23 protein-coding genes are annotated in these 24561 nt (G+C 64.8%); 7 read left to right on the top strand and 16 right to left on the bottom strand.

Annotation, left to right across the window (positions count from 1 at the left end; genetic code table 11):
• Positions 1-86 precede the first annotated feature (86 nt).
• From FJV43_RS25450 to FJV43_RS25440, 3 genes are all read left to right on the top strand, one after another.
• Positions 87-1382, top strand: a complete 1296-nt coding sequence (locus FJV43_RS25450; RefSeq protein ID WP_239621815.1) for a lytic murein transglycosylase — start codon at positions 87-89, stop codon at positions 1380-1382.
• A 310-nt stretch (positions 1383-1692) separates the two neighbouring features.
• Positions 1693-2196: a DUF1993 domain-containing protein gene (locus FJV43_RS25445; protein ID WP_124163322.1), complete on the top strand. Its 504-nt coding sequence runs from the start codon at positions 1693-1695 to the stop codon at positions 2194-2196.
• Positions 2197-2376: 180 nt separating this feature from the next.
• The gene (locus FJV43_RS25440) at positions 2377-3477 is read left to right on the top strand and encodes an alkene reductase (protein ID WP_239621814.1); all 1101 of its coding nucleotides are present in this window, start codon (positions 2377-2379) and stop codon (positions 3475-3477) included.
• A 203-nt stretch (positions 3478-3680) separates the two neighbouring features.
• Here the strand turns inward: FJV43_RS25440 and FJV43_RS25435 are convergent, their stop codons facing one another.
• Positions 3681-4724: an aromatic ring-hydroxylating dioxygenase subunit alpha gene (locus FJV43_RS25435; RefSeq protein ID WP_239621813.1), complete on the bottom strand. Its 1044-nt coding sequence runs from the start codon at positions 4722-4724 to the stop codon at positions 3681-3683.
• Between the two features lie 18 nt (positions 4725-4742).
• Entirely contained in the window at positions 4743-5918 is a 1176-nt protein-coding gene (locus tag FJV43_RS25430; RefSeq protein ID WP_239629596.1) for an ABC transporter substrate-binding protein, read from the bottom strand.
• A 188-nt stretch (positions 5919-6106) separates the two neighbouring features.
• Here FJV43_RS25430 and FJV43_RS25425 point away from each other — a divergent pair, with 188 nt between their 5' ends.
• Complete coding sequence (locus FJV43_RS25425; protein ID WP_239621812.1) at positions 6107-6814, top strand: TetR/AcrR family transcriptional regulator; 708 nt, start codon at positions 6107-6109, stop codon at positions 6812-6814.
• 113 nt (positions 6815-6927) lie between these two features.
• Here FJV43_RS25425 and FJV43_RS25420 read toward each other — a convergent pair whose 3' ends face one another.
• The 7 genes from FJV43_RS25420 to glpD form a co-directional block, all read right to left on the bottom strand.
• Positions 6928-8670 carry an ABC transporter substrate-binding protein gene (locus FJV43_RS25420; RefSeq protein ID WP_239629594.1) on the bottom strand — a complete coding sequence of 581 codons (1743 nt, stop codon included), beginning with the start codon at positions 8668-8670 and terminating at the stop codon, positions 6928-6930.
• A gap of 130 nt (positions 8671-8800) precedes the next feature.
• Positions 8801-9130: a DUF2160 domain-containing protein gene (locus FJV43_RS25415; RefSeq protein WP_239621811.1), complete on the bottom strand. Its 330-nt coding sequence runs from the start codon at positions 9128-9130 to the stop codon at positions 8801-8803.
• Positions 9131-9140: 10 nt separating this feature from the next.
• On the bottom strand, positions 9141-9947 hold the full coding sequence (locus tag FJV43_RS25410) for a carbohydrate ABC transporter permease (protein ID WP_061029224.1): 807 nt from the start codon (positions 9945-9947) through the stop codon (positions 9141-9143).
• Complete coding sequence (locus FJV43_RS25405; RefSeq protein ID WP_239621810.1) at positions 9947-10921, bottom strand: sugar ABC transporter permease; 975 nt, start codon at positions 10919-10921, stop codon at positions 9947-9949. The genes FJV43_RS25410 and FJV43_RS25405 overlap by 1 nt, the downstream gene beginning before the upstream one ends.
• The gene (locus tag FJV43_RS25400) at positions 10921-12006 is read right to left on the bottom strand and encodes an ABC transporter ATP-binding protein (RefSeq protein WP_239621809.1); all 1086 of its coding nucleotides are present in this window, start codon (positions 12004-12006) and stop codon (positions 10921-10923) included. The genes FJV43_RS25405 and FJV43_RS25400 overlap by 1 nt, the downstream gene beginning before the upstream one ends.
• Positions 12007-12018: 12 nt before the next feature.
• A complete protein-coding gene (locus tag FJV43_RS25395; protein ID WP_239621808.1) occupies positions 12019-13095 on the bottom strand; it encodes an ABC transporter ATP-binding protein in 1077 nt (358 codons plus the stop codon).
• Complete coding sequence (glpD, locus tag FJV43_RS25390; RefSeq protein ID WP_239621807.1) at positions 13092-14642, bottom strand: glycerol-3-phosphate dehydrogenase; 1551 nt, start codon at positions 14640-14642, stop codon at positions 13092-13094. Before glpD ends, FJV43_RS25395 begins: the two co-directional genes overlap by 4 nt.
• A gap of 232 nt (positions 14643-14874) precedes the next feature.
• Between glpD and FJV43_RS25385 the strand changes: the two genes are divergently transcribed.
• Both FJV43_RS25385 and FJV43_RS25380 read left to right on the top strand, forming a co-directional pair.
• On the top strand, positions 14875-15159 hold the full coding sequence (locus tag FJV43_RS25385; protein ID WP_239621806.1) for a type II toxin-antitoxin system Phd/YefM family antitoxin: 285 nt from the start codon (positions 14875-14877) through the stop codon (positions 15157-15159).
• Complete coding sequence (locus FJV43_RS25380; protein ID WP_239621805.1) at positions 15156-15581, top strand: type II toxin-antitoxin system VapC family toxin; 426 nt, start codon at positions 15156-15158, stop codon at positions 15579-15581. Before FJV43_RS25385 ends, FJV43_RS25380 begins: the two co-directional genes overlap by 4 nt.
• A 3-nt stretch (positions 15582-15584) precedes the next feature.
• Here the strand turns inward: FJV43_RS25380 and FJV43_RS25375 are convergent, their stop codons facing one another.
• Together FJV43_RS25375 and FJV43_RS25370 are read right to left on the bottom strand one after the other, a co-directional pair.
• Entirely contained in the window at positions 15585-16430 is an 846-nt protein-coding gene (locus tag FJV43_RS25375) for a DeoR/GlpR family DNA-binding transcription regulator (RefSeq protein WP_126260507.1), read from the bottom strand.
• A gap of 107 nt (positions 16431-16537) precedes the next feature.
• Positions 16538-17224, bottom strand: a complete 687-nt coding sequence (locus tag FJV43_RS25370; protein ID WP_239621804.1) for an HAD-IA family hydrolase — start codon at positions 17222-17224, stop codon at positions 16538-16540.
• Positions 17225-17378: 154 nt separating this feature from the next.
• On the opposite strand from FJV43_RS25370, the gene FJV43_RS25365 reads away from it, so the two are divergent.
• Positions 17379-17831, top strand: coding sequence for a nuclear transport factor 2 family protein (locus FJV43_RS25365; RefSeq protein WP_239621803.1), 453 nt, complete (start codon positions 17379-17381; stop codon positions 17829-17831).
• A gap of 229 nt (positions 17832-18060) precedes the next feature.
• On the opposite strand, the gene FJV43_RS25360 is transcribed toward FJV43_RS25365, so the two are convergent.
• From FJV43_RS25360 to FJV43_RS25340, 5 genes are all read right to left on the bottom strand, one after another.
• On the bottom strand, positions 18061-18252 hold the full coding sequence (locus FJV43_RS25360; RefSeq protein ID WP_024341426.1) for a hypothetical protein: 192 nt from the start codon (positions 18250-18252) through the stop codon (positions 18061-18063).
• A 223-nt stretch (positions 18253-18475) separates the two neighbouring features.
• Complete coding sequence (locus tag FJV43_RS25355; RefSeq protein WP_239621802.1) at positions 18476-18886, bottom strand: acyl-CoA thioesterase; 411 nt, start codon at positions 18884-18886, stop codon at positions 18476-18478.
• A 7-nt stretch (positions 18887-18893) separates the two neighbouring features.
• A complete protein-coding gene (locus FJV43_RS25350) occupies positions 18894-20990 on the bottom strand; it encodes a 3-hydroxyacyl-CoA dehydrogenase NAD-binding domain-containing protein (RefSeq protein WP_239621801.1) in 2097 nt (698 codons plus the stop codon).
• Positions 20991-20992: 2 nt separating this feature from the next.
• On the bottom strand, positions 20993-22276 hold the full coding sequence (locus FJV43_RS25345) for an acetyl-CoA C-acetyltransferase (RefSeq protein WP_239621800.1): 1284 nt from the start codon (positions 22274-22276) through the stop codon (positions 20993-20995).
• The gene (locus FJV43_RS25340; protein WP_239621799.1) at positions 22276-24543 is read right to left on the bottom strand and encodes an acyl-CoA dehydrogenase; all 2268 of its coding nucleotides are present in this window, start codon (positions 24541-24543) and stop codon (positions 22276-22278) included. Before FJV43_RS25340 ends, FJV43_RS25345 begins: the two co-directional genes overlap by 1 nt.
• Between the last annotated feature and the right edge of the window lie 18 nt (positions 24544-24561).

The following is a 24561-nucleotide window of genomic DNA, read 5'->3' as shown; positions in this document are numbered from 1 at the left end:
CGGAGCATCGAAAGGATGGCTTGAGGCCGTCACTTCACCTAAACTTCGGGCGAATCCACGCCCGCCCTTTCCCCGCCGGAACTCCCATGGTCCAGACCCGATTTCTGATCGCGGCCGTCACGCTTTTCGCGTGCACCGCCACCGCTTCCGCCCAGATGCTTCCACCTCCCGCCAGGCCCGTAGCGCCCAAGGCCCCCTCGCCACGCGCAGCCTCGTGTCACAATGGCGCGAGCTTCGATCGCTTCCTCGCCGACGTGAAGCAACAGGCGGTGGCTGCCGGCGTGTCGCAGCACACGATCGCGGAGGCTTCACCGTATCTCGTCTACGACCAGGGCATCGTCAACCGCGACCGTGGCCAGCGCGTGTTCGGCCAGCTCTTCACCGAATTCGCCGGCCGCATGGCCGCGCCCTATCGCATGCAGAACGGACAGCAGCATATCAAGCGATACGCCGCGGCCTTTGCACGCGCCGAAAAGGAATATGGCGTGCCACCGGCCGTGATCGCCGCATTCTGGGGCCTCGAAAGCGACTTCGGTGCCAACATGGGCAATCTGCCGACGCTGAAATCGCTGGTGTCGCTCGCCTATGACTGCCGCCGCTCGGAGATGTTCGTGGGCGAGACCATCGCCGCGCTGAAGATCATCGACCGCGGCGATCTGCATCCCGATGAAATGATCGGCTCCTGGGCCGGCGAGCTCGGGCAGACGCAGTTCCTGCCCGTGCACTATGTCAACTACGCGGTCGACTATGACGGCGACGGACGGCGCGACCTGTTGCGGTCGCCAGCCGACGTGATCGGCTCGACCGCGAACTACATCGCAAACGGACTGAAGTGGCGGCGCGGCGAGCCGTGGCTGGAGGAGATCAAGGTGCCGGCCAACCTGCCGTGGGAGAAGACCGATCTCACGGTGCGCGAGCCGCGCTCGACATGGGCGCAGCTGGGCGTCACCTATCCCGACGGACGGCCGCTGCCGAATGACAATCTTGCGGCGTCCGTGCTGCTGCCGATGGGCCGCTTTGGTCCGGCCTTCCTCGCCTATCCGAATTTCGCGGCCTACACCGAATGGAACAACTCGCTGATCTATTCGACCACCGCGGGCTATCTCGCCTCGCGCATCGCCGGCGCCGCGCCGATGCGCAAGCCCTCCGCGCCGGTGGCGCAGCTGCCGTTCAACGAGCTGAAGGAATTGCAGCAGCTGCTTGCGCGCGCCGGCTACAATGTCGGCAAGGTCGACGGCGTGCTGGGCCAGCAGAGCCGCACTGCCGTGAAGGCGATGCAGATCAAGTTCGGCCTGCCGGCCGATTCCTGGCCGACGGCGGAGTTGCTCGCCCGCATGCGTGGCGGCACGGCGCAGGCGCAGCCGGCGGGGATTGTCAGATAGACAATCTCTCCGTAGTCATTCCCCGCGACGGGGCTACGCCAAGGCTTCGCCGCAGTTAAGGTCCAGGAGGCGCCGAAGCTTTAGCGAAGGCGGCAGGCGGGGAATCGAGTACGCCGCGGCCTGTCGATTCAGTCACTGCCGTCTCGGCGTACTGGATCGCCCGCCTGCGCGGGCGATGACGGCGGAGAGTGACGAAGTAGAATTTTCGCATCGCACAAGCCGCGCTCTGCGATTGTATTTTTCCATGAGGCTCCCATGTGAGTGGCTCAGGTTTTCTCCTGAGATTTCCCATCATTGAAGCGAGCATCACATGTCCTTCTACGACGCCGTCGTCCCCGCCTATCTGCAGATGCTGAACAGCGTGACCGGGCTGCTCACCAAGGCCGAGGCGCATTGCGCGGCGAAAAAGATCGATCCCGGCGTCCTGCTCGGCTCGCGCCTCTTCCCGGACATGTTGCCGTTGTCGAGGCAGGTCCAGCTCGTCAGCGATTTCGCCGCCAAGGGCTGCGCCCGGCTCACTCACAGCGAAGTGCCCACGACGCCCGACACCGAGACCAGCTTCGCGGAATTGAAGCAGCGGCTGGCGAAGACGATCGACTACGTCAAGTCGTTCAAGCCCGAGCAGTTCGAAGGCGCCGATGCCAGGGACGTTACCTTCCCGGCCGGCCCGGACAAATCCATCACCATGAAGGGACAGCAATTCCTGAGCTCGTTCTCGCTGCCGAACTTCTATTTCCACGCCGCGACCGCCCACGGCATCCTGCGCCACAACGGCGTCGAAATCGGCAAGCGCGATTTCATGGGCACGAACTGACTTGCCGGATCGCACGGCCGCGACGGCGGGATTCTGCTGTCGTGGCCGGAATTGCACATGAATTATGCTACGCGGGCGCTGCCGCGCAGCTCACCTGCACTTTCCGTATGGCTCTTCCCTTGCGCCTGATGCCGCGATGCACAAGTGTTCGGGACCTCTCACCGCCTGGAAGCATTTCCCATGAGCCGTTCGACTAAATTGTTCGAGACCTACAAGCTCGGCCCCATCACGCTGGCCAATCGCCTCGTGATGGCGCCGCTGACGCGCAACCGTGCCGTGCCCGGCACGTTCGTGCCAGGCCCGCTTGCTGCCGATTACTATGGCCAGAGGGCCTCTGCAGGGCTTCTGATCACCGAAGCGAGCCAGATCTCGCAGCAGGGCCAGGGCTACCAGGACACGCCCGGCATCTACAACAAGGACCAGGTCGCCGGCTGGCGCAAGGTCACCGACCGCGTGCATGCGCGCGGCGGCAAGATCTTCATCCAGCTCTGGCATGTCGGCCGCATCTCGCATGTCGACCTTCAGGCGAGTGGCGCCGCCCCGGTCGCGCCGAGTGCGATCCGCGCCAAGGGCAAAACCTTTGTGAATGGCGGTTTTGCCGACGTCTCCGAGCCGCGCGCACTCGAACTCTCCGAAATCCCGGGGATTATCGACGACTTCAAGCGCGCGGCGAAGAATGCGCTCGAGGCCGGCTTCGACGGCGTCGAGATCCACGGCGCCAACGGCTACCTGCTCGACCAGTTCGCGAAAGACGGCGCCAACAAGCGCACGGATGCTTACGGTGGCTCGATCGAGAACCGCGCGCGTCTGATGCTTGAGGTCTCCAAGGCGGTCGCCGCCGAGGCCGGCGCGGACCGCACCGGCATCCGCATCTCGCCGGTGACGCCGGCCAACGACATCTCCGACAGCAATCCGCAGCCGCTGTTCGATCACATCGTCGACGGGCTCAACGCGCTCAAGCTGGTCTATCTCCACGTCGTCGAAGGCGCCACCGGCGGGCCGCGCGACATCGCGCCGTTCGACTATGCGTCCTTGCGCAAGCGCTTCTCCGGCGCCTACGTCGCCAACAACGGCTATGATTTCGCGCTCGCGACCAAGGTGCTGGACGCGAACGCGGCCGATCTCATCGCCTTCGGCAAGCCGTTCATCTCCAACCCCGACCTCGTCGAACGGCTGAAGCAGGGCGCGCCTCTGAACGACTGGGACAAGAACACCTTCTACGGCGGCGGCGCCAAGGGATACACGGACTACCCGACGCTGGCGGCCGAGCCGGCGGAGTAGATCGCCCATCAATGTTGCGGGGCGTCACCAAAGCATGATCCGGAAACGTGCGCAGCGGTTTTCCGAAGAGACCATGCTTAAACAACAACCCAAGGCGTGATGGCGATTCATCCTGATCGCATCGCGCTTTGGCGCCCCTCGGATGTCGAAATCCTGGTTCCGGGCTCGATGCTTCGCATCGACCCGGAATGACTTCGCCGCCCTTATGCCGAGGCGCGCGTCTCGGCTTCGCCGGCCACCATGCGCTCGACGATGCGTCGCATGCGCTGCGGGGCGGCGTCGATGGCGAGCCGGATGCATTTGACGTTGGGACGCGCCTGCGCAACCTGTTCGATGCGCTCCAGTATCTCTTTGTCCTCGTTGAAGGCGATACGGAAATCGCCGTGCAGGCGCTGATCCACGTCGGCGTCGTCCAGCGCGAAATTGCGCACGTGCAGCCAGTGGTCGATACAGACATTGTCGTCGACCGGCGTGATGAAATGGCAGGCGAAGATGCGCAGCCCCTTGCCGCGGTCCGCCGGATCGGCAATCGCACCGGCATCCGCGCTGCCGAAATCGATCACCGCGATGCAGGGCGCGACATAGTCGTAGTAATGCCAGCGATCCACATTGCCGCTGAAATTGCCGTACTTGGCGAACAGCGGGATCGGCGGCGCATTCCGGATCCAGCGCCATACCAGCACGCCACGATCACCGTAGGTGTGCTCCACCGGGATCTCTTCGCTCGCCGAGTTGCCGAGCGTCGACAGGTGCACGAAGCTGACATGGGCGGGGTCGCAGAGATTGTCGGCGAGATTGAGATAGTTGGTTTCGATCCGCAGGGCGTCGCCCTCCGCGGCATGCCAGCCCGCCTCGCCGAACTGCGGCAGGTCATAGATCAGCGATGGATCGGCCAGCGCGGGATCGCCGGGCCAGATCCAGACCAGGCCCATCTTTTCCCTGAGCGGATAGGAGGGCACCCGCGCGTTCTGCGGAATCACGGGCTGGCCGGGAATCCGGACACAACGTCCGTCGGCGCCGAAGGTCATGCCATGATAGCCGCATTCGATGGCGTCGCCCTTCAGCTTGCCCATCGACAAGGGCGCCAAACGATGCGGACAGGCGTCGTCGAGCGCAATGACCTGGCCGGCCTCGCCCCGGTACACGACGAGGTCCATGCCGAGAATGCGGTGTCGCGCGAGGGAACGCGTCACGTTGCGCGACCATGTGAGCGGATACCAGGTGTTTCGCGGCGCGAGCAGTTTCATGGCAGCTCCTAGTCCTTCCTAGTTCTTCAGCTTGGCCAACACTTCGGCGTCGGCGGGCTGATAGTCCGCGCCGTCGACATAGCGCCAGTCGGTCATCACGCCCTGGCCGTCCCGCACCGCGAGCTTGCCGACATAGACTCCCATGGTGGATTGGTGGTCGATCGCCCGGAAGGAGATCGGACCTACCGGCGTGTCGACCTTGAGATGCTCCATCGCCTTGATCAGATCGTCGGTCCTGGTCGAGCCGGCCGTCTCGATCGCCTTTGCCAGCACCAGCGTGTTGGCGTAGCCGATCAGCGCGCCGATGTTCGGAGGCTCCTTGAAACGCGCAACATAGGCTTTCAGGAACGAGTCGTGAGCCGGGGTCTTGATCTCGCTCCAGGGATACCCGGTGACCACCCAGCCGGGAGGCGCCTCATCCTTCAGCGGCGCGAGATATTCGGGCTCGCCGGACAGGATGCTGACGACGGCGCGCTTGGCGAACACATTGCGGGTCGTGCCTTCGCGCACGAATTTCGTGAGATCGGCCCCGAACGTCGCGTTGAAGATGGCATCGGGCTGCTCCGCCATCATCGCCTGCACCACTGCGCCCGCGTCGATCTTGCCGAGCGGCGGCCACTGCTCGGAGACGAATTCCACGTCGGGCTTCAATCGCTTCAATTCGCGCTTGAAGCTGGCCACGGCGGCCTGACCGAACTCGTAGTTGGGCGCAATCGTCGCCCAGCGTCGCGCGGGGAACTTGGCCGCCTCCTTTGCCAGGATGGAGGCTTGCGTATACGTGCTCGGCCGCAGCCTGAACGTATAGCGACTGCCCTTCTCCCAGATGAGCGCATCGGTCAGCGGCTGCGACGCGAGGAAGAATATCCGCTTCTGCTTGGCGAAATCGGCGACGGCGAGGCCGACATGGGAGAGGATCGTGCCCGTCAGGAGATCGACCTGCTCGCCATCGACGAGCTGACCGGCGGCGGTGATGGCCACGTCGGGCTTGCCGGCATCGTCACGGGCGATGATTTCGAGCTTGCGGCCGAGCACGCCGCCTTTGCCATTGATCTCGTCGCGCGCGAGCTCCCAGCCCTGGCGATAGCCGCGGGTCCCGACCGGGAGCGCCGAGTAGCTCGATATTTCGCCGATCTTGATCGGCGGCGGCTCGGCCGCCCACCCCGCGCCGCAGGTCAGGGCCAGGGCCAGGGCCAGTCCAACGAACTTCGCAACAGCCGAAATGCGCACAGCAGCCTCCCTTCATTGGGATCAGCGAATGTATGTAGTACTTACTACATAGCGAATACTAGGCGATGTTGGTTGTCAATGACGAAGAAAAGGCGGGGCTTGCCAAAAAAGCGGCAGGCCCCATCCTGCTGGTTGTGATTCCCCTGGGATAGGCGATGGCCAACAATACAGAGCTGCCAGCCCGCACACTGGCCGGCCCCCGTCTCAAGCGGCCGGCCAAGCGGAAAAAGGCCTCAACGGTGCGACGGACGCGAGCGCCCGATCAGACCCGCGAGGCGATTCTGCGCGCGGCCGTCGCCGAGTTTGCCCGCGAGGGCTATGGCGGCGCGCGAGTCGATCGCATCAGCAAGGCCGCCAAGAGCAACGACCGGATGCTCTATTACTATTTCAAGAGCAAGGAGAAGCTCTTTCACCAGGTCATCGAGCATTGCTATGCCGACCTGGTCGCTTCGGAAGAGGCGCTCGATCTCGATTTTTCCAACCCGCGCCAGGCGCTCGCGGCGCTGGTCGCCTTCAACTGGAACTACTACTGGGCGCACCCGGAGCTGTTGAGCATTCTCGCCACGGAGAATCTGTTCAAGGGCCGTCACGTCAAGAACAACATCCGCCGCAGCTTCTCCAATACCCAGCTGGGCATGCTGGATCGCGTGCTCCAGAGCGGCATCGAACGGCGCGAGTTCAGGCCGGACTGCGACCGCTTCCACCTTTATCTGTCGATCCTGTCGCTGACCTATTTCTACCGCGCCAACCTCTACACGCTGTCGAGCTATACGCAGATCGACCTCGCGGACGAGGAACGGCGGAGGACATGGCTCCTGCATGTGCAGACGATGATCGAGGATCTGGTGCGGCGGAAGGAGTGACGGGGTTGCAGCCGCTTCGCTGCGCCCGCAACGACGAGTGAGGGTAGTGCGCACGAAAAAAGGCCGGGATCGCTCCCGGCCTTTCGTTCGTGATGATGCGCTCTGCGCGAGGTCTACTTCGCTTCCGCGCGCTTGGGCGGGGTTGCCGGCCACGACTTGATCAGCGTGTCGTAGTCGACCGTCTCGCCCTTCGGCTTCTCGTTCGCGAGCTTGCGCTGGGGCGCGATGGTGCCGTCCTTCTCGGCCTTGGCGAACCAGTACTCCGGCTTCTCCTTCTTGTGGAGCTTCGGACCGCAGGCACCCTGCACGCCGGACTTCTCCAGGCGCTCCATGACCGAGTCCTGGGCCGCGGCGAGCGCGTCCATCGCCTGCTGCGGGGTCTTCGCACCGGACGAGGCGTCGCCGATGTTCTGCCACCAGAGCTGTGCGAGCTTCGGGTAGTCGGGCACGTTGTTGCCGGTCGGGGTCCACTGCACGCGCGCGGGCGAGCGGTAGAACTCGATCAGGCCGCCGAGCTTCGGCGCACGCTCGGTGAACGACTTGTCCCAGATGTCGGACTCACGGATGAAGGTGAGACCGACATGGCTCTTCTTCAAGCTCACCGACTTGGAGACGATGAACTGGAGATAGAGCCAGGCTGCCTTGCGGCGATCCGCCGGGGTCGATTTCAACAGCGTCAGCGATCCGGCGTCCTGGTAGCCGAGCTTCATGCCTTCCTTCCAGTACGAGCCGTGCGGCGATGGAGCCATACGCCATTTCGGCGTACCGTCCGCGTTCATCACGGCGATGCCCGGCTTCACCATGTCTGCGGTGAAGGCGGTGTACCAGAACATCTGCTGGGCGATGTTGCCCTGCGCCGGCACCGGACCCGACTCGGAGAAGGTCATGCCCTGGGCCTGCGGCGGCGCGTACTTCTTCATCCACTCGAGGTATTTGGTGATCGAGTAGACCGCCGCCGGACCGTTGGTGTCGCCACCACGCTCGACGGAAGAGCCGACCGGACGGCAGCCCTCCATGCGGATGCCCCATTCGTCGACCGGCAGACCGTTCGGAATGCCCTTGTCGCCATTGCCGGCCATCGACAGCCAGGCGTCGGTGAAGCGCCAGCCGAGCGAGGGGTCTTTCTTGCCATAGTCCATATGGCCATAGACCTTGACGCCGTTGATCTCCTTGACGTCGTTGGTGAAGAACTCGGCAATGTCCTCATAGGCGGACCAGTTCACGGGCACGCCGAGCTCGTAGCCATACTTAGCCTTGAACTTGGCCTTGTAGTCGGGGTTGGTGAACCAGTCGTAGCGGAACCAATAGAGGTTGGCGAACTGCTGGTCGGGCAGCTGATAGAGCTTGCCGTCCGGCCCGGTGCCGAACGACTTGCCGATGAAGTCGTTGACGTCGAGCATGGGGTCGGTGACGTCCTTGCCCTCACCGGTCATGTAGTCCGACAGCGCGATGGTCTGGCCGTAGCGGAAGTGGGTGCCGATCAGGTCGGAATCGTTGATCCAGCCGTCATAGACGTTCTTGCCGGACTGCATCTGGGTCTGCAGCTTCTCGACGACGTCACCTTCCTGGATGAGGTCGTGCTTGAGCTTGATGCCGGTGAGTTCGGAGAACGCTTTCGCCAGCGTCTGCGCCTCGTATTCGTGGGTCGTGATGGTCTCGGAGACGACGTTGATCTCCATGCCCTTGAAGGGCTCGGCGGCCTTGGCGAACCACTCCAGCTCCTTCTTCTGGTCTTCCTTCGACAGCGTCGAGGGCTGGAATTCCGCGATCCATTTCTGGATCACGGCCTCGTCGGCGGCGCGGACCGGCGCCGAGACCGCAAGCGACACCGCAACGATCGCGGCGGCGCTGGACATGGTCAAAAAGCTATTCTTGGTCAATGGACCTTTCCTTCTCCTAAACTGTCGCATGTTATTCCTCCGTTGCAGCGACAAACTCTTATACAGGCCCGGGTTGGTCCCGGATCTGGCCGTCCCTTCGCCAGTTTCAGACCGTGCGGAAGATGAGCACGGCCGTGACCAGCGAAATTCCGCTTGCGAGCCACAGGCTCGAAATCTCGAAACCCTCCTCTCCGATCGGCAGCGTGGCGATGGTATCGGTGCCGACGAGACCGATCCACGCGAGGTGGATGACGGCGGCGGCGATCAGCGAGATGAACAGGCGATCGCCGCGCGTGGTCGGGATGCGCAGCACGCCGACGCGCTCGGCCTCGGGATAGGCCGCGGCGAGCCAGGTCATCACGGCCAGCGTGCAGGCGAGCGCGACGAAGAAGATCGCGGTCGGCAGCGTCCAGGCCATCCATGCGATAGACTCCATGGCTGCCTCCTTACACGCGGCCGAGCGCGAAACCGCGCGCGATATAGTTGCGGACGAACCAGATCACCAGCGCACCCGGAATGATGGTGAGCACGCCGGCGGCGGCGAGCAGGCCCCAGTCCATGCCGGCCGCCGACACCGTGCGCGTCATGATCGCGGCGATCGGCTTGGCCGACACCGAGGTTAGCGTGCGCGCGAGCAGGAGCTCGACCCAGGAGAACATGAAGCAGAAGAAGGCGGCGACGCCGATGCCGCTGGCGATCAGCGGTACCAGGATCTTGATGAAGAAGCGCGGGAAGGAATAGCCGTCGAGGAAGGCGGTCTCGTCGATCTCGCGCGGCACGCCGGAGACGAAGCCTTCGAGGATCCACACCGCCAGCGGCACGTTGAAGATGCAGTGCGCCAGCGCCACCGCCCACGGCGTATCGAACAGGCCGATCGCCGAATAGAGGTTGAAGAACGGCAGCGCATAGACCGCAGCCGGCGCCATGCGGTTCGACAGCAGCCAGAAGAACAAATGCTTGTCGCCGAGGAAGCGGTAGCGCGAGAAAGCGTAAGCCGCCGGCAAGGCCACCGAGATCGAGATGATGGTGTTGAGGATGACGTATTGGAGCGAGTTGATGTAGCCGGAGTACCAGCTCTCGTCCGTGAAGATACGCTTGTAGTGCTGCAGGGTCGGGGTGTGCGGCCACAGCGTCATCGTCGAGACGATCTCGCTGTTGGTCTTGAAGCTCATGTTGACGAGCCAGTAGATCGGCAGCAGCAGGAAGACCAGGAACAGCCCCATGATGAGGCGGCGGCCGGGGATCGAATGCATCAGGCCACTCCTTCCTTCGGCTTGAGTGCGGGCACTGGCTTGAGCGCGGCCGAAGGCTTGGGCTCCACCGCCGGCTCGCTCGAAGCCTGGACTTTGCGTTCGACGCCGGCATTGGTCATCACGGTGTAGAAGATCCAGCAGACGATCAGGATGATGAGGTTGTAGACCAGCGACAGCGCGGCGGCCTTGCCGAGATCGAACTGGCCGAGCGCGATCTTGACGAGCTCGATCGACACGAAGGTCGTCGAGTTGCCCGGCCCGCCGCCGGTGACGACGAACGGCTCGGTGTAGATCATGAAGCTGTCCATGAAGCGCAACAGCACCGCAATCAGCAGCACGCGGTTCATCTTCGGCAGCTGGATCGCCTTGAATACGGCCCAGCGCGAGGCGCCGTCGATCTGCGCGGCCTGGTAATAGGCCTCGGGAATCGACTTCAGGCCGGCATAGCACAGCAGCGCGACGAGGCTGGTCCAGTGCCAAACGTCCATCACGATGACGGTGACCCAGGCATCGAACTCGTTGGCGACGTAGTTGTAGTCGATGCCGATGGCGTTGAGGGTATAGCCGAGCAGGCCGATGTCGGGCCGGCCGAAAATCTGCCAGATCGTGCCGACCACGTTCCAGGGAATCAGCAGCGGCAGCGCGAGGATGATCAGGCAGGCCGCGACCGTCCAGCCCTCGCGCGGCATCGACAGCGCGACGACGATGCCGAGCGGCACCTCGATCGCGAGGATCACCAGCGAGAAGAACAGGTTGCGGCCGAGCGAGGCGAGGAAGCGCCCGCCGAGATCGGTCGAGGGATCGAGCAGCTCCTTGAACCAGCCGACGCCGTTCCAGAAGAACTGGTTGTTGCCGAACGTGTCCTGCATCGAATAGTTCACCACCGTCATCAGCGGCAGCACCGCCGAGAAGGCGACGACCAGGAACACCGGCAGCACCAGGAACCAGGCTTTTTGGTTGACGGTCTTGTCCATCAGGCGGCTCCTTCCACCAGAAGGCTGTCGGCATAGACGTGCACGTGCGACGGATCGAATTTCAGCCCGGCGGTGCCGTCGGCGCTGGTGAACCCCGCCGGTGCTCGCGCGGCCAGCTTCGCGTCGCCGACGCGCACGCGCGCGAAACGGATGCGGCCGAGATCGTCGATGCGCTCGATCCTGGCGGTGAGCAGGCCCGGCGCGGGCGCAACGACCTCCACGAATTCGGGACGGACGCCGATCTCGATCTTGGCGGCCGAGGGCAGACTGTCGTAGCTGCGATCGAGCGCGATGACGTGGCCGCCGATCTTGGCCTCGCGCCCCCGCACCTCCGCCGGCAGGATGTTCATGCCGGGCGAGCCGATGAAATAGCCGACGAAGGTGTGCGCCGGCTTGTCGAACAGTTCGGCGGGCGTGCCGCTCTGCACGACGCGGCCGTCGTGCATGACGACGACGGTGTCGGCGAAGGTCAACGCTTCGGTCTGGTCGTGAGTGACGTAGATCATCGTGAGATCGAGCTCACGATGCAGCGCTTTCAGCTTGGAGCGGAGCTGCCATTTCAGCTCGGGATCGATCACCGTCAGCGGCTCGTCGAACAGCACGGCGGCGACGTCCGAGCGGACGAGGCCGCGGCCGAGCGAGATCTTCTGCTTGGCATCGGCGGTGAGTCGGGTGGCCTTGCGGTTCAGATAAGGTTCGAGGTCGAGCAGACGGCCGATCTCGGCGACGCGCTTGTCGATCTCGGCCTTCGGCACGCCGCGGTTCTTGAGCGGGAACGCCAGGTTCTGCCCCACCGTCATGGTGTCGTAGATCACCGGAAACTGGAACACCTGGGCGATATTCCGCTTCTGGGTCGACAGCGGCGTGATGTCCTTACCGTCGAACAGGATTTTCCCGCGCGACGGCGTGATGATGCCGGAGATGACGTTGAGAAGCGTGGTCTTGCCGCAACCGCTCGGGCCGAGCAGCGCATAGGCGCCGCCCTGCCGCCACGTCATGGTGACGGGCTTGAGCGCAAAGCTCTCCGGGGCGGCGTCGTTGCCGCCGTAGGAATGGGCGAGATCGACGAGGTCAATGCGGGCCATGGCGCACCTCCCTCAAGAACCAGGTGCCGCGACGAGGCGGCCAGCCGCATCGAACACGAACACATCATTCGGGTCGAGCACGGCGTCGAGCGTCTGGCCCGGCTCGAATTCGTGCACGCCGTGCAGCACCGCCACCCAGTTCGAGCCATCGCGGGTCAAATGCACGAAACTCTCCGAACCGGTGATCTCGGTCACCGTGACAGTGGCATGGAAGGCATGGCGGTCGGCCTCGCCATTGGCGAGCGCGAGCTGATGCGCGCGAAAGCCGACGCGATAGGCGCCGTCAGCCAGCGACGAATACAGCCCCGAGGCCGGTGACGCGATGCCCCCGGCATATTGCACGGAGCCATTCTTCTTCTCGATGCCGACGAGGTTGAGCGGCGGATCGGAAAAGACCTGCGCGACGCGCAAGGTCTGCGGCCGGCGGTAGACGCTGGCGGTCTCGCCCATCTGCAGCGCCTGGCCTTCCCACATGCACACCGTGTTGCCGCCGAGCAGCAGCGCCTCGGTCGGCTCGGTGGTGGCATAGACGAAGATCGCGCCCGAGGCCTCGAAGATGCGCGGCAATTCGGCGCGCAGCTCCTCGCGCAGCTTGTAGTCGAGATTGGCGAGCGGCTCGTCGAGCAGGACGAGATCGGCGCCCTTGACCAGCGCCCGTGCGATCGCCGTGCGCTGCTGCTGGCCGCCGGAAAGTTGCAGGGGGGTGCGCTTCAGGAACGGCTCGAGCCGCAGCAGTTTTGCCGCTTCCGCCACGCGCGCCTCGATCTCGTCGCGTGGCTTGCCCTGCACGCGCAGAGGCGAGGCAATGTTCTCGTAGACCGTGAGCGAGGGGTAGTTGATGAACTGCTGATAGACCATCGCGACCGAGCGCTGGCGCACGTCGACGCCGGTGACGTCCTTGCCGTTGACCAGCACCTTGCCCGTGGTCGGCTTGTCGAGACCGGCGAGCAGCCGCATGATAGAAGTCTTGCCCGACAGCGTCGGCCCGAGCAGGACGTTGAGCGTACCGCTCTCGAGCGTCAGGGAGACGTCGCGGATGTGCTCGACACCCTCGACGGTCCGGGTCACGTGATCCAGTGTCACGGTCATGAGCGTCCTCCCGCTTCCAGCAGGGGACTTTGCGGCACGGCGTGGGTCCTGATCCAGTCGTCGAGCGTCGCAATCTCGTCGGCAGATAGTCGCAGGCCGAGCTTGGAACGGCGCCAGACCACGTCCTCGGCGGTGACGGCCCATTCATTGGCCATGAGATAGCGGACCTCGCGCTCGGTCAGGGTCGCGCCGAAGGCCTGGCCGAGATCGGCCAATGATCTCGCATCGCCGAGCAGCTTCATCGCCCGCGTGCCATAGGCGCGCGCGAGCCGCCTTGCATGCTCATGGCTGAGGAAGGGATAGCCGCGCTGGAGCTCGGCGATCAGCCCGTCGATGTCCGACACATCCATGTCGCCGCCGGGCAGCGGCCATTTGCCGGTCCAGCCCTCGCGCGCTTTCGCGCTGCGAAGATAGGGCGCAAGGCGTTCCAGGGCCTCTTCGGCGAGCCTTCGATAGGTCGTGATCTTGCCGCCATAGATCGACAGCAGCGGCACGCCGCCGGGCGTGTCGAGCTCGAACACGTAGTCGCGTGTCGCGGCCTTGGCTTCGCTTGCGCCGTCGTCGTAGAGCGGCCGCACGCCGGAATAGGTCCAGACCACGTCATCCGGCGTGACCGGCTTGGCGAGATATTCGCTCGCCGCGGTGCAGAGATACTGGATCTCCTCGACCGTCGCCTTCACCTTGGCGGGATCGCCGTCATAATCGCGGTCTGTGGTGCCGATCAGCGTGAAATCGTCCTGGTACGGGATGACGAAGATGATGCGGCCATCGGCATTCTGGAACATGTAGGCACGGTCGTGATCGTAGAGTTTCTTCACGACGATATGTGAGCCCTGCACCAGGCGGACTTTTGCCTTCGCATTGACGCCGGCGCCGCGGCCGAGCACGTCCTCGACCCAGGGACCGCCGGCATTGACCAGTGCACGCGCCCGGACCTGCGAGCGCTCGCCGGTCAGCGTATTGACCATGCTGACCGTCCAGAGGCCGCCGGACTGGCGAATCTCGGTGGCGCGGGTGCGGGTCCGGATCTCGGCGCCCTTGTCGGCGGCATCGCGCGCGTTGAGCACGACGAGGCGGGCGTCGTCGACGAAACAGTCGGAATATTCGAATGCGCGGGCATAGCGATTCGGGATCAGCGGCTTGCCGACCTCGTCGCGCCTCAGATCGACCGAGCGCGTGGCGGGCAGCAGATGCCGGCCGCCGATGTGGTCATAGAGGAAGAGGCCCAAGCGCAGCAGCCAGGCCGGGCGCAGGCCGGCATGGTGCGGCAGGACGAAACGCAGGGGACGGATGATATGGGGCGCGATCCCCCACAGGATCTCGCGCTCGATCAGCGCCTCGCGGACCAGGCGAAACTCGTAATATTCGAGATAGCGCAGGCCGCCATGCACCAGCTTGGTCGACCAGGACGACGTCCCGCTCGCCAGATCGTTCATTTCGCACAGGAAAACCGTGTTGCCGCGGCCCACCGCGTCGCGCGCGATGCCGCAGCCGTTAACACCGCCTCCAATGATGGCGAGATCGAAAATACGCTCCAACAGACGCATCCCCCGGGCGACCGCTCGTTCCGTCAAGCGGCTACTTTCGCTTTTGATTAGATCACACCGAAAAGCGAAAGCAAGATGAAAGAGAAGCGAAAGGAAGCGAAAGCAGAACTTTTTGGTGGGCAATGGGCTGAAGAAATCAGCAATTTCGAAGCCAATTCCCGAGGCAGCGCCGCCCTTGATCGGTCGGCATCACAGAACTATAGTCATAATAGTCATATTGGTTCTCTCGCGCATGGTCGACCGAAACACTGCACCCGATCCGCTTCCGGCTGATGACATCTGGACACTCGCCAACGCCAAGGCACGGCTGTCCGAGGTGGTCGACCGCGCTCAAGCTGGCCCTCAGATCATCACCCGGCACGGCAAACCAAATGCAGTGGTCGTTTCCGCTGAGGAATGGGCACGGAAGACCGCACGCAAAGGCACGCTCGCCGACTTCCTGCTGGCTTCGCCGTTGCGCGGCACTGACCTCGAGCTTGAACGCATGCGGGATGAACCGCGCAACGAGATGCCGTGAACCTGCTCCTCGACACCAATGTGCTGTCGGAGGTTCGTCGGCCGGCGCCTTCCCCGAAAGTCCTGGCGTGGCTCGATACAATCGATGAGGACCGCGCGTTCATCAGCGTCGCCTCGATTGCCGAGCTCCGCCGCGGCATCGCTCTGCTGGACGACGCCCGGCGGCGCACGGCCTTAGCAGCTTGGCTCGTCCATGATCTGCCAGCGCGATTTGCAGGGCGCATCCTGCCGATCGACCATGCTGTGGCTGAACGATGGGGCGACCTGATGGCGCAGAGCCGCCGCACTGGTGTTGCACTGTCCGTCATGGACGGCTTCTTTGCAGCCAGCGCGCTCGTCAGCAACCTCACGCTCGTCACACGCAACGTGAAGGATTTTACGGCCTTCGGCGTCCCGCTGCACAATCCGTGGGGCGACGCCTAGGGGCTATCGCAGCCGCACCACCGGCGCGGCTTCAGGCACCGCATCCTGGGCGTCGGCCGGCGCATCGTCGATGTCCGCGTCCTTCGGCATCGCCGCGACCACTTCGATGCCCTTGCTGTGGCAGATGGTGGCGAGGCGCTCGGGGAGTTCCTGGTCGGTGACGAAGGTCTGGATCTGGGTGATGTGGGCGATCCGCACCGGCGCGCTGCGGCGAAGCTTGGTGGAATCGGCGACCAGCATGACGCTGCGGGCATTGGCGATGATGGCCTGCGCCACCTGCACCTCGCGATAGTCGAAGTCGAGCAGCGCCCCCTCCTCGTCGATCGCGGACGCGCCGATGATGGCATAGTCGACCTTGAACTGGCCGATCAGCTGCGTCGCGGTCGAGCCGACCACTGCGCCGTCGGCGCGCCGCACCGTGCCCCCCGCGACCACCACCTCGATGCGGGGATGGCGGTAGAGCAGCATGGCGACGTTGAGATTGTTGGTGATGACGAGCAGGTCCTCGTGCGAGGTCAGCGCGCTCGCGACCTCCTCCGTCGTGGTGCCGATGTTGATGAACAGCGAGCAGCCGTTCGGGATCAGCGAGGCGGCCGCCGCGCCGATCGCCTTCTTCTCGTCGGCGGCGACGAAGCGGCGCGCCTCATAGGCGAGGTTTTCGACGCCGGAGGCGATGATGGCGCCGCCATGGATGCGGGTCAGCGATCTCCGCTCGCAGAGGTCGTTGAGATCCTTGCGGATGGTCTGCGCCGAGACTTCGAAGCGACGCGCGAGCTCCTCGACCATGACGCGGCCCGAAGCGCGCGCGATGTTGAGGATTTCGGCTTGGCGATGGGTCAGTCCGGTCACGGCAACGGCCTCAAATCAGAGTGATGCATGGTGCGGCGGTTCGCGCCTTCGGTCAATGCGCGCGCCGATCACGGTTAACGGATGAAGGGCCCTCACCACGCCATTTCTTACCAAGTCATGGCGTTCGCAAGACGCGCGAGCAGCGCCGGATCGTCGAAGGCGCTGGCAGAAGTGACCGCGCCTGATGCAACCAGGTCGGCATGGCTGAGGCTGGTCCGGATGCCGACGGTCGGAATTCCGGCCGCCGTGGCGGATTGCACGCCGGTGCGGGAATCCTCGAATGCGATCGAGGTTTCCGGCCTCGCCCCGACCAAACGCAGCCCTTCCTGATAGGGCAGCGGATGCGGCTTGCCGTGCGGCAGCTCGGCGCCGATCACGAGCGCCTTGAAGCGATGGGTGATGCCGAGACCGGACAGCAGCAGCTCGGCGTTGAGGCGCGGCGCATTGGTCACGGCGACCATGGGGATGCCGGCGCTGTCGGCCCGGTCGAGCAGCGCCATCAGGCCCGGCAGCGGTGCGATCTGTCCGGTCACGAGCGTGCGGAAGACCTCCTCCTTCTCATCGAGGATCATGGCCCGCTGTTCCGGCGCCTCGTCGGGCAGAAAGCGCTCGCCGATCGCGACATTGGCGAAACCTTGCAGCTCCCTGGAGAAGCGCGCGTGATCGAAGACATGGCCGCGAGGTCCGAGCACCTGGTTGAAAGCCTTCAAGTGCAACGGATCGGTGTCGGCGAGCGTGCCGTCGATGTCGAACAACAACGCCCTGCCCATCGCATTGTAGTTGGCCTCGATCATTTCTGTACTTTCCCAAATGCGCGACGCATCGATGCGCGAGACGTATCAATACGGCCCCGATCGCGCAATTGCGCATTCACATGACGACAATGCGACACTCGACAAAGTCGCGCGCGGCTGCAACACTTGGTGCAAGATCAAAAAGGAGGAAACGATGACGATCAACCGACGCGATCTGGCTCTCTCCACTCTCGCCGTCTCCGCGCTTGCGTTCGCCACGCCGGCGCTCGCCGCTTCGGCGGACGAGGAAGCCGTGGCGAAGAAGGTCGAGGCCTTCCGCCTTGCCCAGATCGCGGCTGATCCGAAAGCGCTCGCCGCGCTGTGCTGGGACGATCTCAGCTACAGCCATTCCAGCGGCAAGGTCGAGGACAAGGCGACCTTCATCGCCAACGCCACCGACGGCAAATCGAAATTCCTGTCGATCGAATACAAGGACCCCACCATCAAGGTGGTCGGCCCCGCAGCGATCGTGCGTTTCCACTGGCTGGGCGAGCAGGAGATGACGGCCGACGGGAAAAAAGTATCGACCAACCTTCACATCCTGATGAACTGGCAGAAGCAGGGCGACGAGTGGAAGCTGCTGTCGCGAGCTGCGACGAAGTTGTAATGGCGTATTAACTTAACCCTCTCCCCTTGTGGAAGAGGTGGCGCGCCGCGATAGCGGCGAGACGGGTGAGGGGTTGCTATCAACGAGCAAACCCTCTCGCGATTTCGCGGATGCATACCCCTCATCCGGCGCTTCGCGCCACCTTCTCCCACAAGGGAGAAGGGAGGACAGATGTGTGCTCGGCAAAAAATTCCGGCCTCGCGCTTTGCGCGCCCCGGAATGACGGCGCTTACGCCGCCTCCTTCACGTCGCCGTTAACCAGCTTGCGCGCGGCGCGTTCGGCTTCGCGGGCGTTGCGGAAGAGCTGGCCTTCGAGACGGTTGAAGCGGTGGGACGAGGCGAAGAAGCAATAGCCTCCTTGAGAGCGAACGACGATGCCTGCGGTCTGCGAATTGACTTCAATGATGTAGCTGTCCGGCATGGTCCGTGGATCCCTCAGTGCGGGCAAATAACGACACTCATGCCCAAAGGTTCCCAGGCATTTGAGGCCGCTTCCACCCCGAATCGACACGCAATTGAGTACGCCGGGACCTCATCCGTTTTATGACTGGTTCTTGGCGAAGCCGCGACGAGGATGACTCACCCGCGCCGCGTTTTGCAGCGATTGCCACGTCTCGCAGGATGAGGCAGAGCGTCGCGCGCGATTACGTCGCGATCGGCGGATCATTTCGCTGGATCGCCTGCGGACGGCCGTGGTCGTCAATCGAGACGTAGGTGAAATTGCCGTCGGTGACGAGGAACGGATGAAGCTCCTTGCGCCGCAATGCCCAGGCCTCGAGATGCACCGTCAGCGAGGTGCGCCCGACGCGCACGAGATTGGCGTAGACCGAGACGAGATCACCGACATAGACCGCTTTGCGAAAATTCATCGCCTCGATCGCGACCGTCACGGTGCGCGACCTCGCAGCCTTCGAGGCGAACACGCCGCCGCCGACGTCCATCTGGCTCAGGAGCCAGCCGCCGAAGATGTCGCCGTTGGCGTTCGTGTCGGCCGGCATCGCCAGCGTGCGGATGCAGAGATCGCCGCTCGGCCCGGTCGTCGCTTGTTCGCTCATATCGCTCTCACGTGAAACTGTCCCAGCCCGGATCAGGCGCAAAGCGCGCGCCGAATCGCTCGGCCAGCGCGCGCAATGTCGACACCACGTCGTCCACGCCACGCGTGCGCGCATAGTTCAGCGGGCCGCCGCGGAACGGCGCGTAGCCGGTGCCGAAGATCATGGCGCCATCGACCGCATCGGCATCTTCGACGATGCCTTCGCGAAGCGCCGCAATGCAGACGTTGGACATCGGCAGCACGAGGCGGTCGATCATCTGGTCGTTGACCCTCGGGCCGGTTTCGGGAAGCGGCGCCTTCTCCGCCTTGCCGTCCTTCCAGGTGTAGAAACCCTTGCCGGTTTTGCGCCCGAGCTCGCCCCTGGCGACCTTCTCGCGCAGCCAGGCCGGCGTCGGCGGCAGCAGATCGCCGAACTTGGTCCGCAGCATGTCGCCGACGTCGAGGCAGATGTCGAGCCCGACCTGATCGGCGAGCTCGATCGGCCCCATCGGCATCCCGAACTGCTCGGCCGCAGCGTCGATCAGGCGCTGGTCGGTCTTCTCGTCCAGCATCACCATCGCTTCCAGCATGTACGGCGTCAGCGCGCGGTTGACGAGGAAGCCGGGCGAGCTCTTCACGGCGAGCGGCAGGCGGTCGATCGCGCCGACAAAGGCGAACGCGTCCTTCAGCACCTGCGGATCGTTGCCGTCATGACTGACGACCTCGACCAACTGCAACCGCGACACCGGATTGAAGAAATGCAGGCCGACCAGCCGCTCCGGACGCGCCAGAGTGGTGCGCAAGTCCTGAAGCGGAATGCTCGACGTGTTGGTCGCAAGGATCGCACCCGGCTTCATCCGCGGCTCGAGGCCGGCATAGACCTTCTGCTTCAGCTCGAGCTTCTCGGGCACCGCTTCGATGATGAGATCGGCGTTGCGGACGCCCTCCCCGTCGATGTCGGGGACGAGGCGATCGAGCGCGTCACGCACCTCGGTCGGCTTGCGGATGATCTTGCCGTAGAGCTCGGCTGCGCGCTTCACCGCACCCGCGATCGGCTCCGCCTTCATGTCGGCGAGCGAGACGCGCAGCCCCTGCCCCGCACACCAGGCGGCGATGTCGCCGCCCATCGCGCCGGCGCCGATGACATGGACGTGCCTGACCGCATTGCCGCTGCCTGCGGCCTTCTTCATCTGCTCGCGCAGGAAGAACACGCGGATCAAATTCTGCGCGGTCGGCGTCACCATCAATTTGGCGAAGGAAGTCTGCTCCGCCTTCAGCATCGCGGCCTTGCTGCCGCCATGGGTCTCCCAGAGATCGATCAGCGCGTAAGGCGCGGGATAATGCTCGCGGGATGCGGCCTTCGCCGCCTCCGCGCGCATGCGCCTGGCCAGCAGGCCACGCACCGGCCCGAGATTGGCCGCGCGCGCGAGCAGACCGGGCCTGGCCCGCTTCAGCCGGCCGAACAGCGCATCCTTCACCGCGCCGTGGACGTGGCGCTCCTGCGTCACGGTATCGACGAGGCCGAGCGCCCTGGCGCGGCGCGCATCGATGGTGCGGCCGGTCAGCATCAGCGCCATCGACTGGGTCGGATTGACCAGCGCGGTGAACCGCGCCGTGCCACCGAGGCCGGGGTGCAGGCCAAGCATCACCTCAGGGAAGCCGAAGCGCGCACCGTCGATGGCGATGCGCGCCTGGCAGGCGAGCGCGACCTCGAGCCCGCCGCCGAGACAGAAGCCGTGGATGACCGCGACCGTCGGCAGCCTCAAGGCTTCCAGGTGGTCGACCACCGCATGCGCGGCGCGGATGCGCGTCTCGACCATGGCGGGATCAGAGGCGCCGCGGAATTCGTTGACGTCGGCTCCGGCGATGAAGCCGGAGGGTTTGGCCGAACGGATCACGAGGCCGGCCGGACGCTCGGTCTCGATCGCGGCAAGAACGGCGTCGAACTCCTCCATCACATCGGAGGACAGGGTGTTGGCGCTCGCATCAGTGCGATCGAACAGCAGCCAGGCAACACCATCGGCGTCACGCGTCAGCTTGAAATGCTTGTATGGACTGTCCGCCGCGGGCGGAGGCCCGAGCGTCAGGACGCGGTCGCCCAGCGCGGTCAAGATCTTCGAATCCATGGTCACACCGCCTCGATCAGCATGGCGCCGCCGAGCCCGCCGCCGATGCATTCGGTGGCAACGCCACGCCGTGTGCCGAGCCGCTTCATGGCGTTGACGAGATGCAGCACGATGCGGTTGCCGGACGTGCCGACGGGATGGCCGAGCGAAATCGCGCCGCCGTCGACGTTGAGCCTGTCACGGTCGATCTCGCCGGCCGCGCCGTCCAGCCCAAGAATCTCGCGGCAGAATTTGTCGTCGTTCCAGGCGGCGAGGCAGCCGAGCACCTGCGTCGCAAAGGCCTCGTTCAGCTCCCAGGTCTCGACATCCTTGATCGTGAGATTGTTGCGCGTGAGCAGCGGCGTCGCCGACATCACGGGCCCGAGGCCCATGATGCTGGGATCGAGCGCGGCCCAGTTGCTGTCGACGATGACGGCCTTCGGCGTCAGCCCGTGCTTTGCGACCGCGGCGTCGGACGCCAGGATCACCCAGGAGGCACCGTCGGTGATCTGCGAAGAATTGCCGGCGGTGACCTGTCCCCAGGGGCGCTCGAACACCGGCCGGAGCTTTGCCAGCGTATCGACCGTCGAATCCGGACGCACGCCGTCGTCATGGTCGAAGAACTTGCCGTCGCGGGAGAACGCGGTCTCGACCTCGCCGTTGAGAAAACCGGCGCCCTGCGCATGCGCAAGGCGGCGATGGCTCTCGGCGGCATAGGCATCGGACTGCGCGCGCGTGATGCCGAAGAGATGGCCGACCACTTCCGCGGTCTGGCCCATGTTCAGCTCGGTGATGGGATCGGTCAACCCGCGCTCGAGGCCGATAATCGGCTTGAGATAGCGCGGCCGCAGCTTGAAGGCCGCCGCGAGCTTGGCGGCAACGCCCTTGGCGGTGGCGAGGCCGGCGAACCAGCGTACGCCGGAATTCGGCCAGACCAGCGGCGCGTGGCTGAGCGCCTCGGTGCCGCCGGCGAGGATCATGTCGGCATGACCCTCGCGGATGTAGCGGTAGGCGGTGTCGATCGACTGCATGCCGGAGCCGCAATTGATCTGCACGGTGAAGGCGACCATGTCCTCGCCCATACCGAGCCGGAGCGCGGCGACACGGGCCGGGTTCATCTCGTCCGCGATCACGTTGACGCAGCCGAGGATGAGCTGATCGAAAGCGTCAGGCGAAAACGGCTGGCGCGCCAGGAGCGGCCGGCCGCACTGCACGGCGAGATCGACCGGCGTGAACGGACCGGGCCCAGAACGCGCCTTCAGGAACGGCGTCCTGCTGCCGTCGACGATGAAAACCGGTCGTGCCATCAGCTCGCCGCCCTCTGTTCACCGAGTTCCTGGAAGAACTGATGCACATTGACGGTTTTCTTGTAAATCGGCGACAGCGCCTCGGGCGCAAAATCGTCGACCTCTATCACTTTTGTGACGGCTTCGCGGGCTGCGGCGAGCTGCTCGCCCTCAGCCTGCGTGATCACGCCCTTGGCGACCGCTTCCTTCCAGTCGCGGATCTGCGCGGCGCGGAGGCGCCTGGCGATGGCGTCCGTGCTGGCGACCAACTCGAACGCGCGCTCCAGCCGGGCAAAACCGCCGTCGTCATCGACCCGGGCCAGATCCGGCGTGAGGCGCTCGCGTGCCGCCGACGGCTCCAGCGCGATGCCAGCGCATTGGTGCACGACGCTGTCGGAGGGTCCGAGCACGCGCGCACCGAACGGCTGGACCACGAGCCTGAGGAAGCCCGCGACGAAGCGGTTGGGCAGATTGGCGAGGATCTCGGCGAGCCGGTTCTCGATGGTCCGAAAGCCCGTCGCCATGCACCATTCCAGCGCAGCAAAATCCTCCTTCTGCCGGCCCTCGTCCTGCCAGCGCTTCAGCGCGGCCGAGAGCAGATAGAGCTCGGACAGGATGTCGCCGAAGCGGGCCGACAGCATCTCCTTGCGCTTGAGCGCGCCGCCGAGCGTCAGCAGCGCCATGTCGGCGCAGAGCGCAAAGGCCGCGGAGTAGCGCGAGAGCTGTCGATAGAATGGCGTCGCATCGCCCGCATCGGGCGCCGGCGCGAATGCGCCAAAGGTCCAGCTGCGGCCCAAGGCGCGGAACAGGGTCCGGAAACTATGGCCGACATGCTTCCAGAACGCCTTGTCGAACGCGGTAAGGCCGCGCTCGCGGTCTGAATCGGCGAGCGCATTCATCTCGTCGAGCAGATAGGGGTGCGCGCGGATGGCACCTTGCCCGAACACGATGAGGTTGCGGGTCAGGATGTTGGCGCCCTCGACCGTGATGCCGACCGGCACGGCGCGGTGCAGATTGCCGAGATAGTTTTGCGGCCCGTCGATCACGGCCTTGCCGCCATGGATGTCCATGGCGTCATCGATGGCGGTGCGCATCCGCTCGGTCGCATGCAGCTTCATGATGCCGGAAATGACGGCGGGATGAATGCCGGCATTCAGCGCAGCACAGGTCAGCCGCCGTGCCGCGTCGAGCTGGTAAGCGGTCGCAACGATGCGCGCGAGCGGCTCCTCGACACCTTCGAACTTGGAGATGGAGATGCCGAACTGCTCGCGGATGCGGGCATAGGCGCCGGTGGTGCGCGCCGCATAGGCGGCACCCGCGGCAGAGAGCGACGGCAGCGAGATGCCACGGCCGGCGGCCAGCGCCGTCATCAGCATCTTCCAGCCCTGGCCCAGCCGCTCCTTGCCGCCGATGACATAGTCGAGCGGGATGAAGACGTCGCGTCCCCAATTCGGACCGTTCTGGAACACCTGCATCGATGGCAGATGGCGCTGGCCGATCTCGACGCCGGGCAGGTTGGTCGGGATCAGCGCCACGGTGATACCGAGCTCTTCTTGATCGCCGACCAGACGATCCGGGTCGTAAGCCTTGAAGGCAAGGCCCAGCAGCGTCGCGACGGGGCCTAGCGTGATGTAGCGCTTGTGCCAGTTGAGCCTGAGGCCGACGGTCTCGCGGCCCTCGAACTCGCCCTTGCAGATGATGCCGGTGTCGACCATCGAGGCGGCATCTGAGCCGGCTTCGGGGCTGGTGAGCCCGAAGCAGGGAATGTCGCGGCCGTCGGCGAGGCGTGGCAGCCAGCGTTCCTGCTGCTCCCTGGTACCGAAGCGCATCAGGAGCTCGCCCGGGCCGAGTGAGTTCGGCACCATCACGGTGACGGCCGCCGCGATCGAGCGGGTCGAGATCTTGCGCACCACTTCCGAATGCGCGTAAGGCGAGAAGCCGAGGCCGCCGAACTCCTTCGGGATGATCATGCCGAAGAATTTCTCGCGCTTGACGAAATGCCAGACATCCTGCGGCAGGTCGCGCCACTCCCAGAAGATCTTCCACTCGTCGAGCATGGCGCAGAGCTCGTCGACGGGACCGTTCAGGAAGGCCCGTTCCTCATCGGTCAGCCTCGCCTGCGGCACCTTCAGCAGCTTCGACCAATCAGGGTTGCCGGTGAAGAGATCGGCATCCCACCAGACGTCACCCGCCTCCAGGGCCTCGCGCTCGGTCTCGGACATCGCCGGCAGCACGCCGCGCGCCCAGGAAAAGATCGGCTTCGTGATGGTGTCGCGGCGGAAGCTCATGGCAGACCTCATGATCGG

This window comes from Bradyrhizobium sp. I71 (assembly GCF_022354745.1).
Lineage (GTDB): Bacteria > Pseudomonadota > Alphaproteobacteria > Rhizobiales > Xanthobacteraceae > Bradyrhizobium > Bradyrhizobium liaoningense.
Note: the sequence above shows the minus strand (reverse complement) of the source record. Positions and strands in the feature narration are given on the sequence as shown.

What these genes read in the sequence shown, in the direction of transcription:
- FJV43_RS25425 (WP_239621812.1), top strand. Translation starts at nt 6,107, where the DNA reads ATGGCCAACAATACAGAGCTGCCAGCCCGCACACTGGCCGGCCCCCGT.
- FJV43_RS25445 (WP_124163322.1), top strand. Translation starts at nt 1,693, where the DNA reads ATGTCCTTCTACGACGCCGTCGTCCCCGCCTATCTGCAGATGCTGAAC.
- FJV43_RS25435 (WP_239621813.1), bottom strand. Translation starts at nt 4,724, where the DNA reads ATGAAACTGCTCGCGCCGCGAAACACCTGGTATCCGCTCACATGGTCG.
- FJV43_RS25360 (WP_024341426.1), bottom strand. Translation starts at nt 18,252, where the DNA reads ATGCCGGACAGCTACATCATTGAAGTCAATTCGCAGACCGCAGGCATC.
- FJV43_RS25440 (WP_239621814.1), top strand. Translation starts at nt 2,377, where the DNA reads ATGAGCCGTTCGACTAAATTGTTCGAGACCTACAAGCTCGGCCCCATC.
- glpD (WP_239621807.1), bottom strand. Translation starts at nt 14,642, where the DNA reads ATGCGTCTGTTGGAGCGTATTTTCGATCTCGCCATCATTGGAGGCGGT.
- FJV43_RS25395 (WP_239621808.1), bottom strand. Translation starts at nt 13,095, where the DNA reads ATGACCGTGACACTGGATCACGTGACCCGGACCGTCGAGGGTGTCGAG.
- FJV43_RS25345 (WP_239621800.1), bottom strand. Translation starts at nt 22,276, where the DNA reads ATGGCACGACCGGTTTTCATCGTCGACGGCAGCAGGACGCCGTTCCTG.
- FJV43_RS25385 (WP_239621806.1), top strand. Translation starts at nt 14,875, where the DNA reads ATGGTCGACCGAAACACTGCACCCGATCCGCTTCCGGCTGATGACATC.
- FJV43_RS25415 (WP_239621811.1), bottom strand. Translation starts at nt 9,130, where the DNA reads ATGGAGTCTATCGCATGGATGGCCTGGACGCTGCCGACCGCGATCTTC.
- FJV43_RS25405 (WP_239621810.1), bottom strand. Translation starts at nt 10,921, where the DNA reads ATGGACAAGACCGTCAACCAAAAAGCCTGGTTCCTGGTGCTGCCGGTG.
- FJV43_RS25340 (WP_239621799.1), bottom strand. Translation starts at nt 24,543, where the DNA reads ATGAGCTTCCGCCGCGACACCATCACGAAGCCGATCTTTTCCTGGGCG.
- FJV43_RS25400 (WP_239621809.1), bottom strand. Translation starts at nt 12,006, where the DNA reads ATGGCCCGCATTGACCTCGTCGATCTCGCCCATTCCTACGGCGGCAAC.
- FJV43_RS25355 (WP_239621802.1), bottom strand. Translation starts at nt 18,886, where the DNA reads ATGAGCGAACAAGCGACGACCGGGCCGAGCGGCGATCTCTGCATCCGC.
- FJV43_RS25370 (WP_239621804.1), bottom strand. Translation starts at nt 17,224, where the DNA reads ATGATCGAGGCCAACTACAATGCGATGGGCAGGGCGTTGTTGTTCGAC.
- FJV43_RS25410 (WP_061029224.1), bottom strand. Translation starts at nt 9,947, where the DNA reads ATGCATTCGATCCCCGGCCGCCGCCTCATCATGGGGCTGTTCCTGGTC.
- FJV43_RS25365 (WP_239621803.1), top strand. Translation starts at nt 17,379, where the DNA reads ATGACGATCAACCGACGCGATCTGGCTCTCTCCACTCTCGCCGTCTCC.
- FJV43_RS25350 (WP_239621801.1), bottom strand. Translation starts at nt 20,990, where the DNA reads ATGGATTCGAAGATCTTGACCGCGCTGGGCGACCGCGTCCTGACGCTC.
- FJV43_RS25450 (WP_239621815.1), top strand. Translation starts at nt 87, where the DNA reads ATGGTCCAGACCCGATTTCTGATCGCGGCCGTCACGCTTTTCGCGTGC.
- FJV43_RS25420 (WP_239629594.1), bottom strand. Translation starts at nt 8,670, where the DNA reads ATGTCCAGCGCCGCCGCGATCGTTGCGGTGTCGCTTGCGGTCTCGGCG.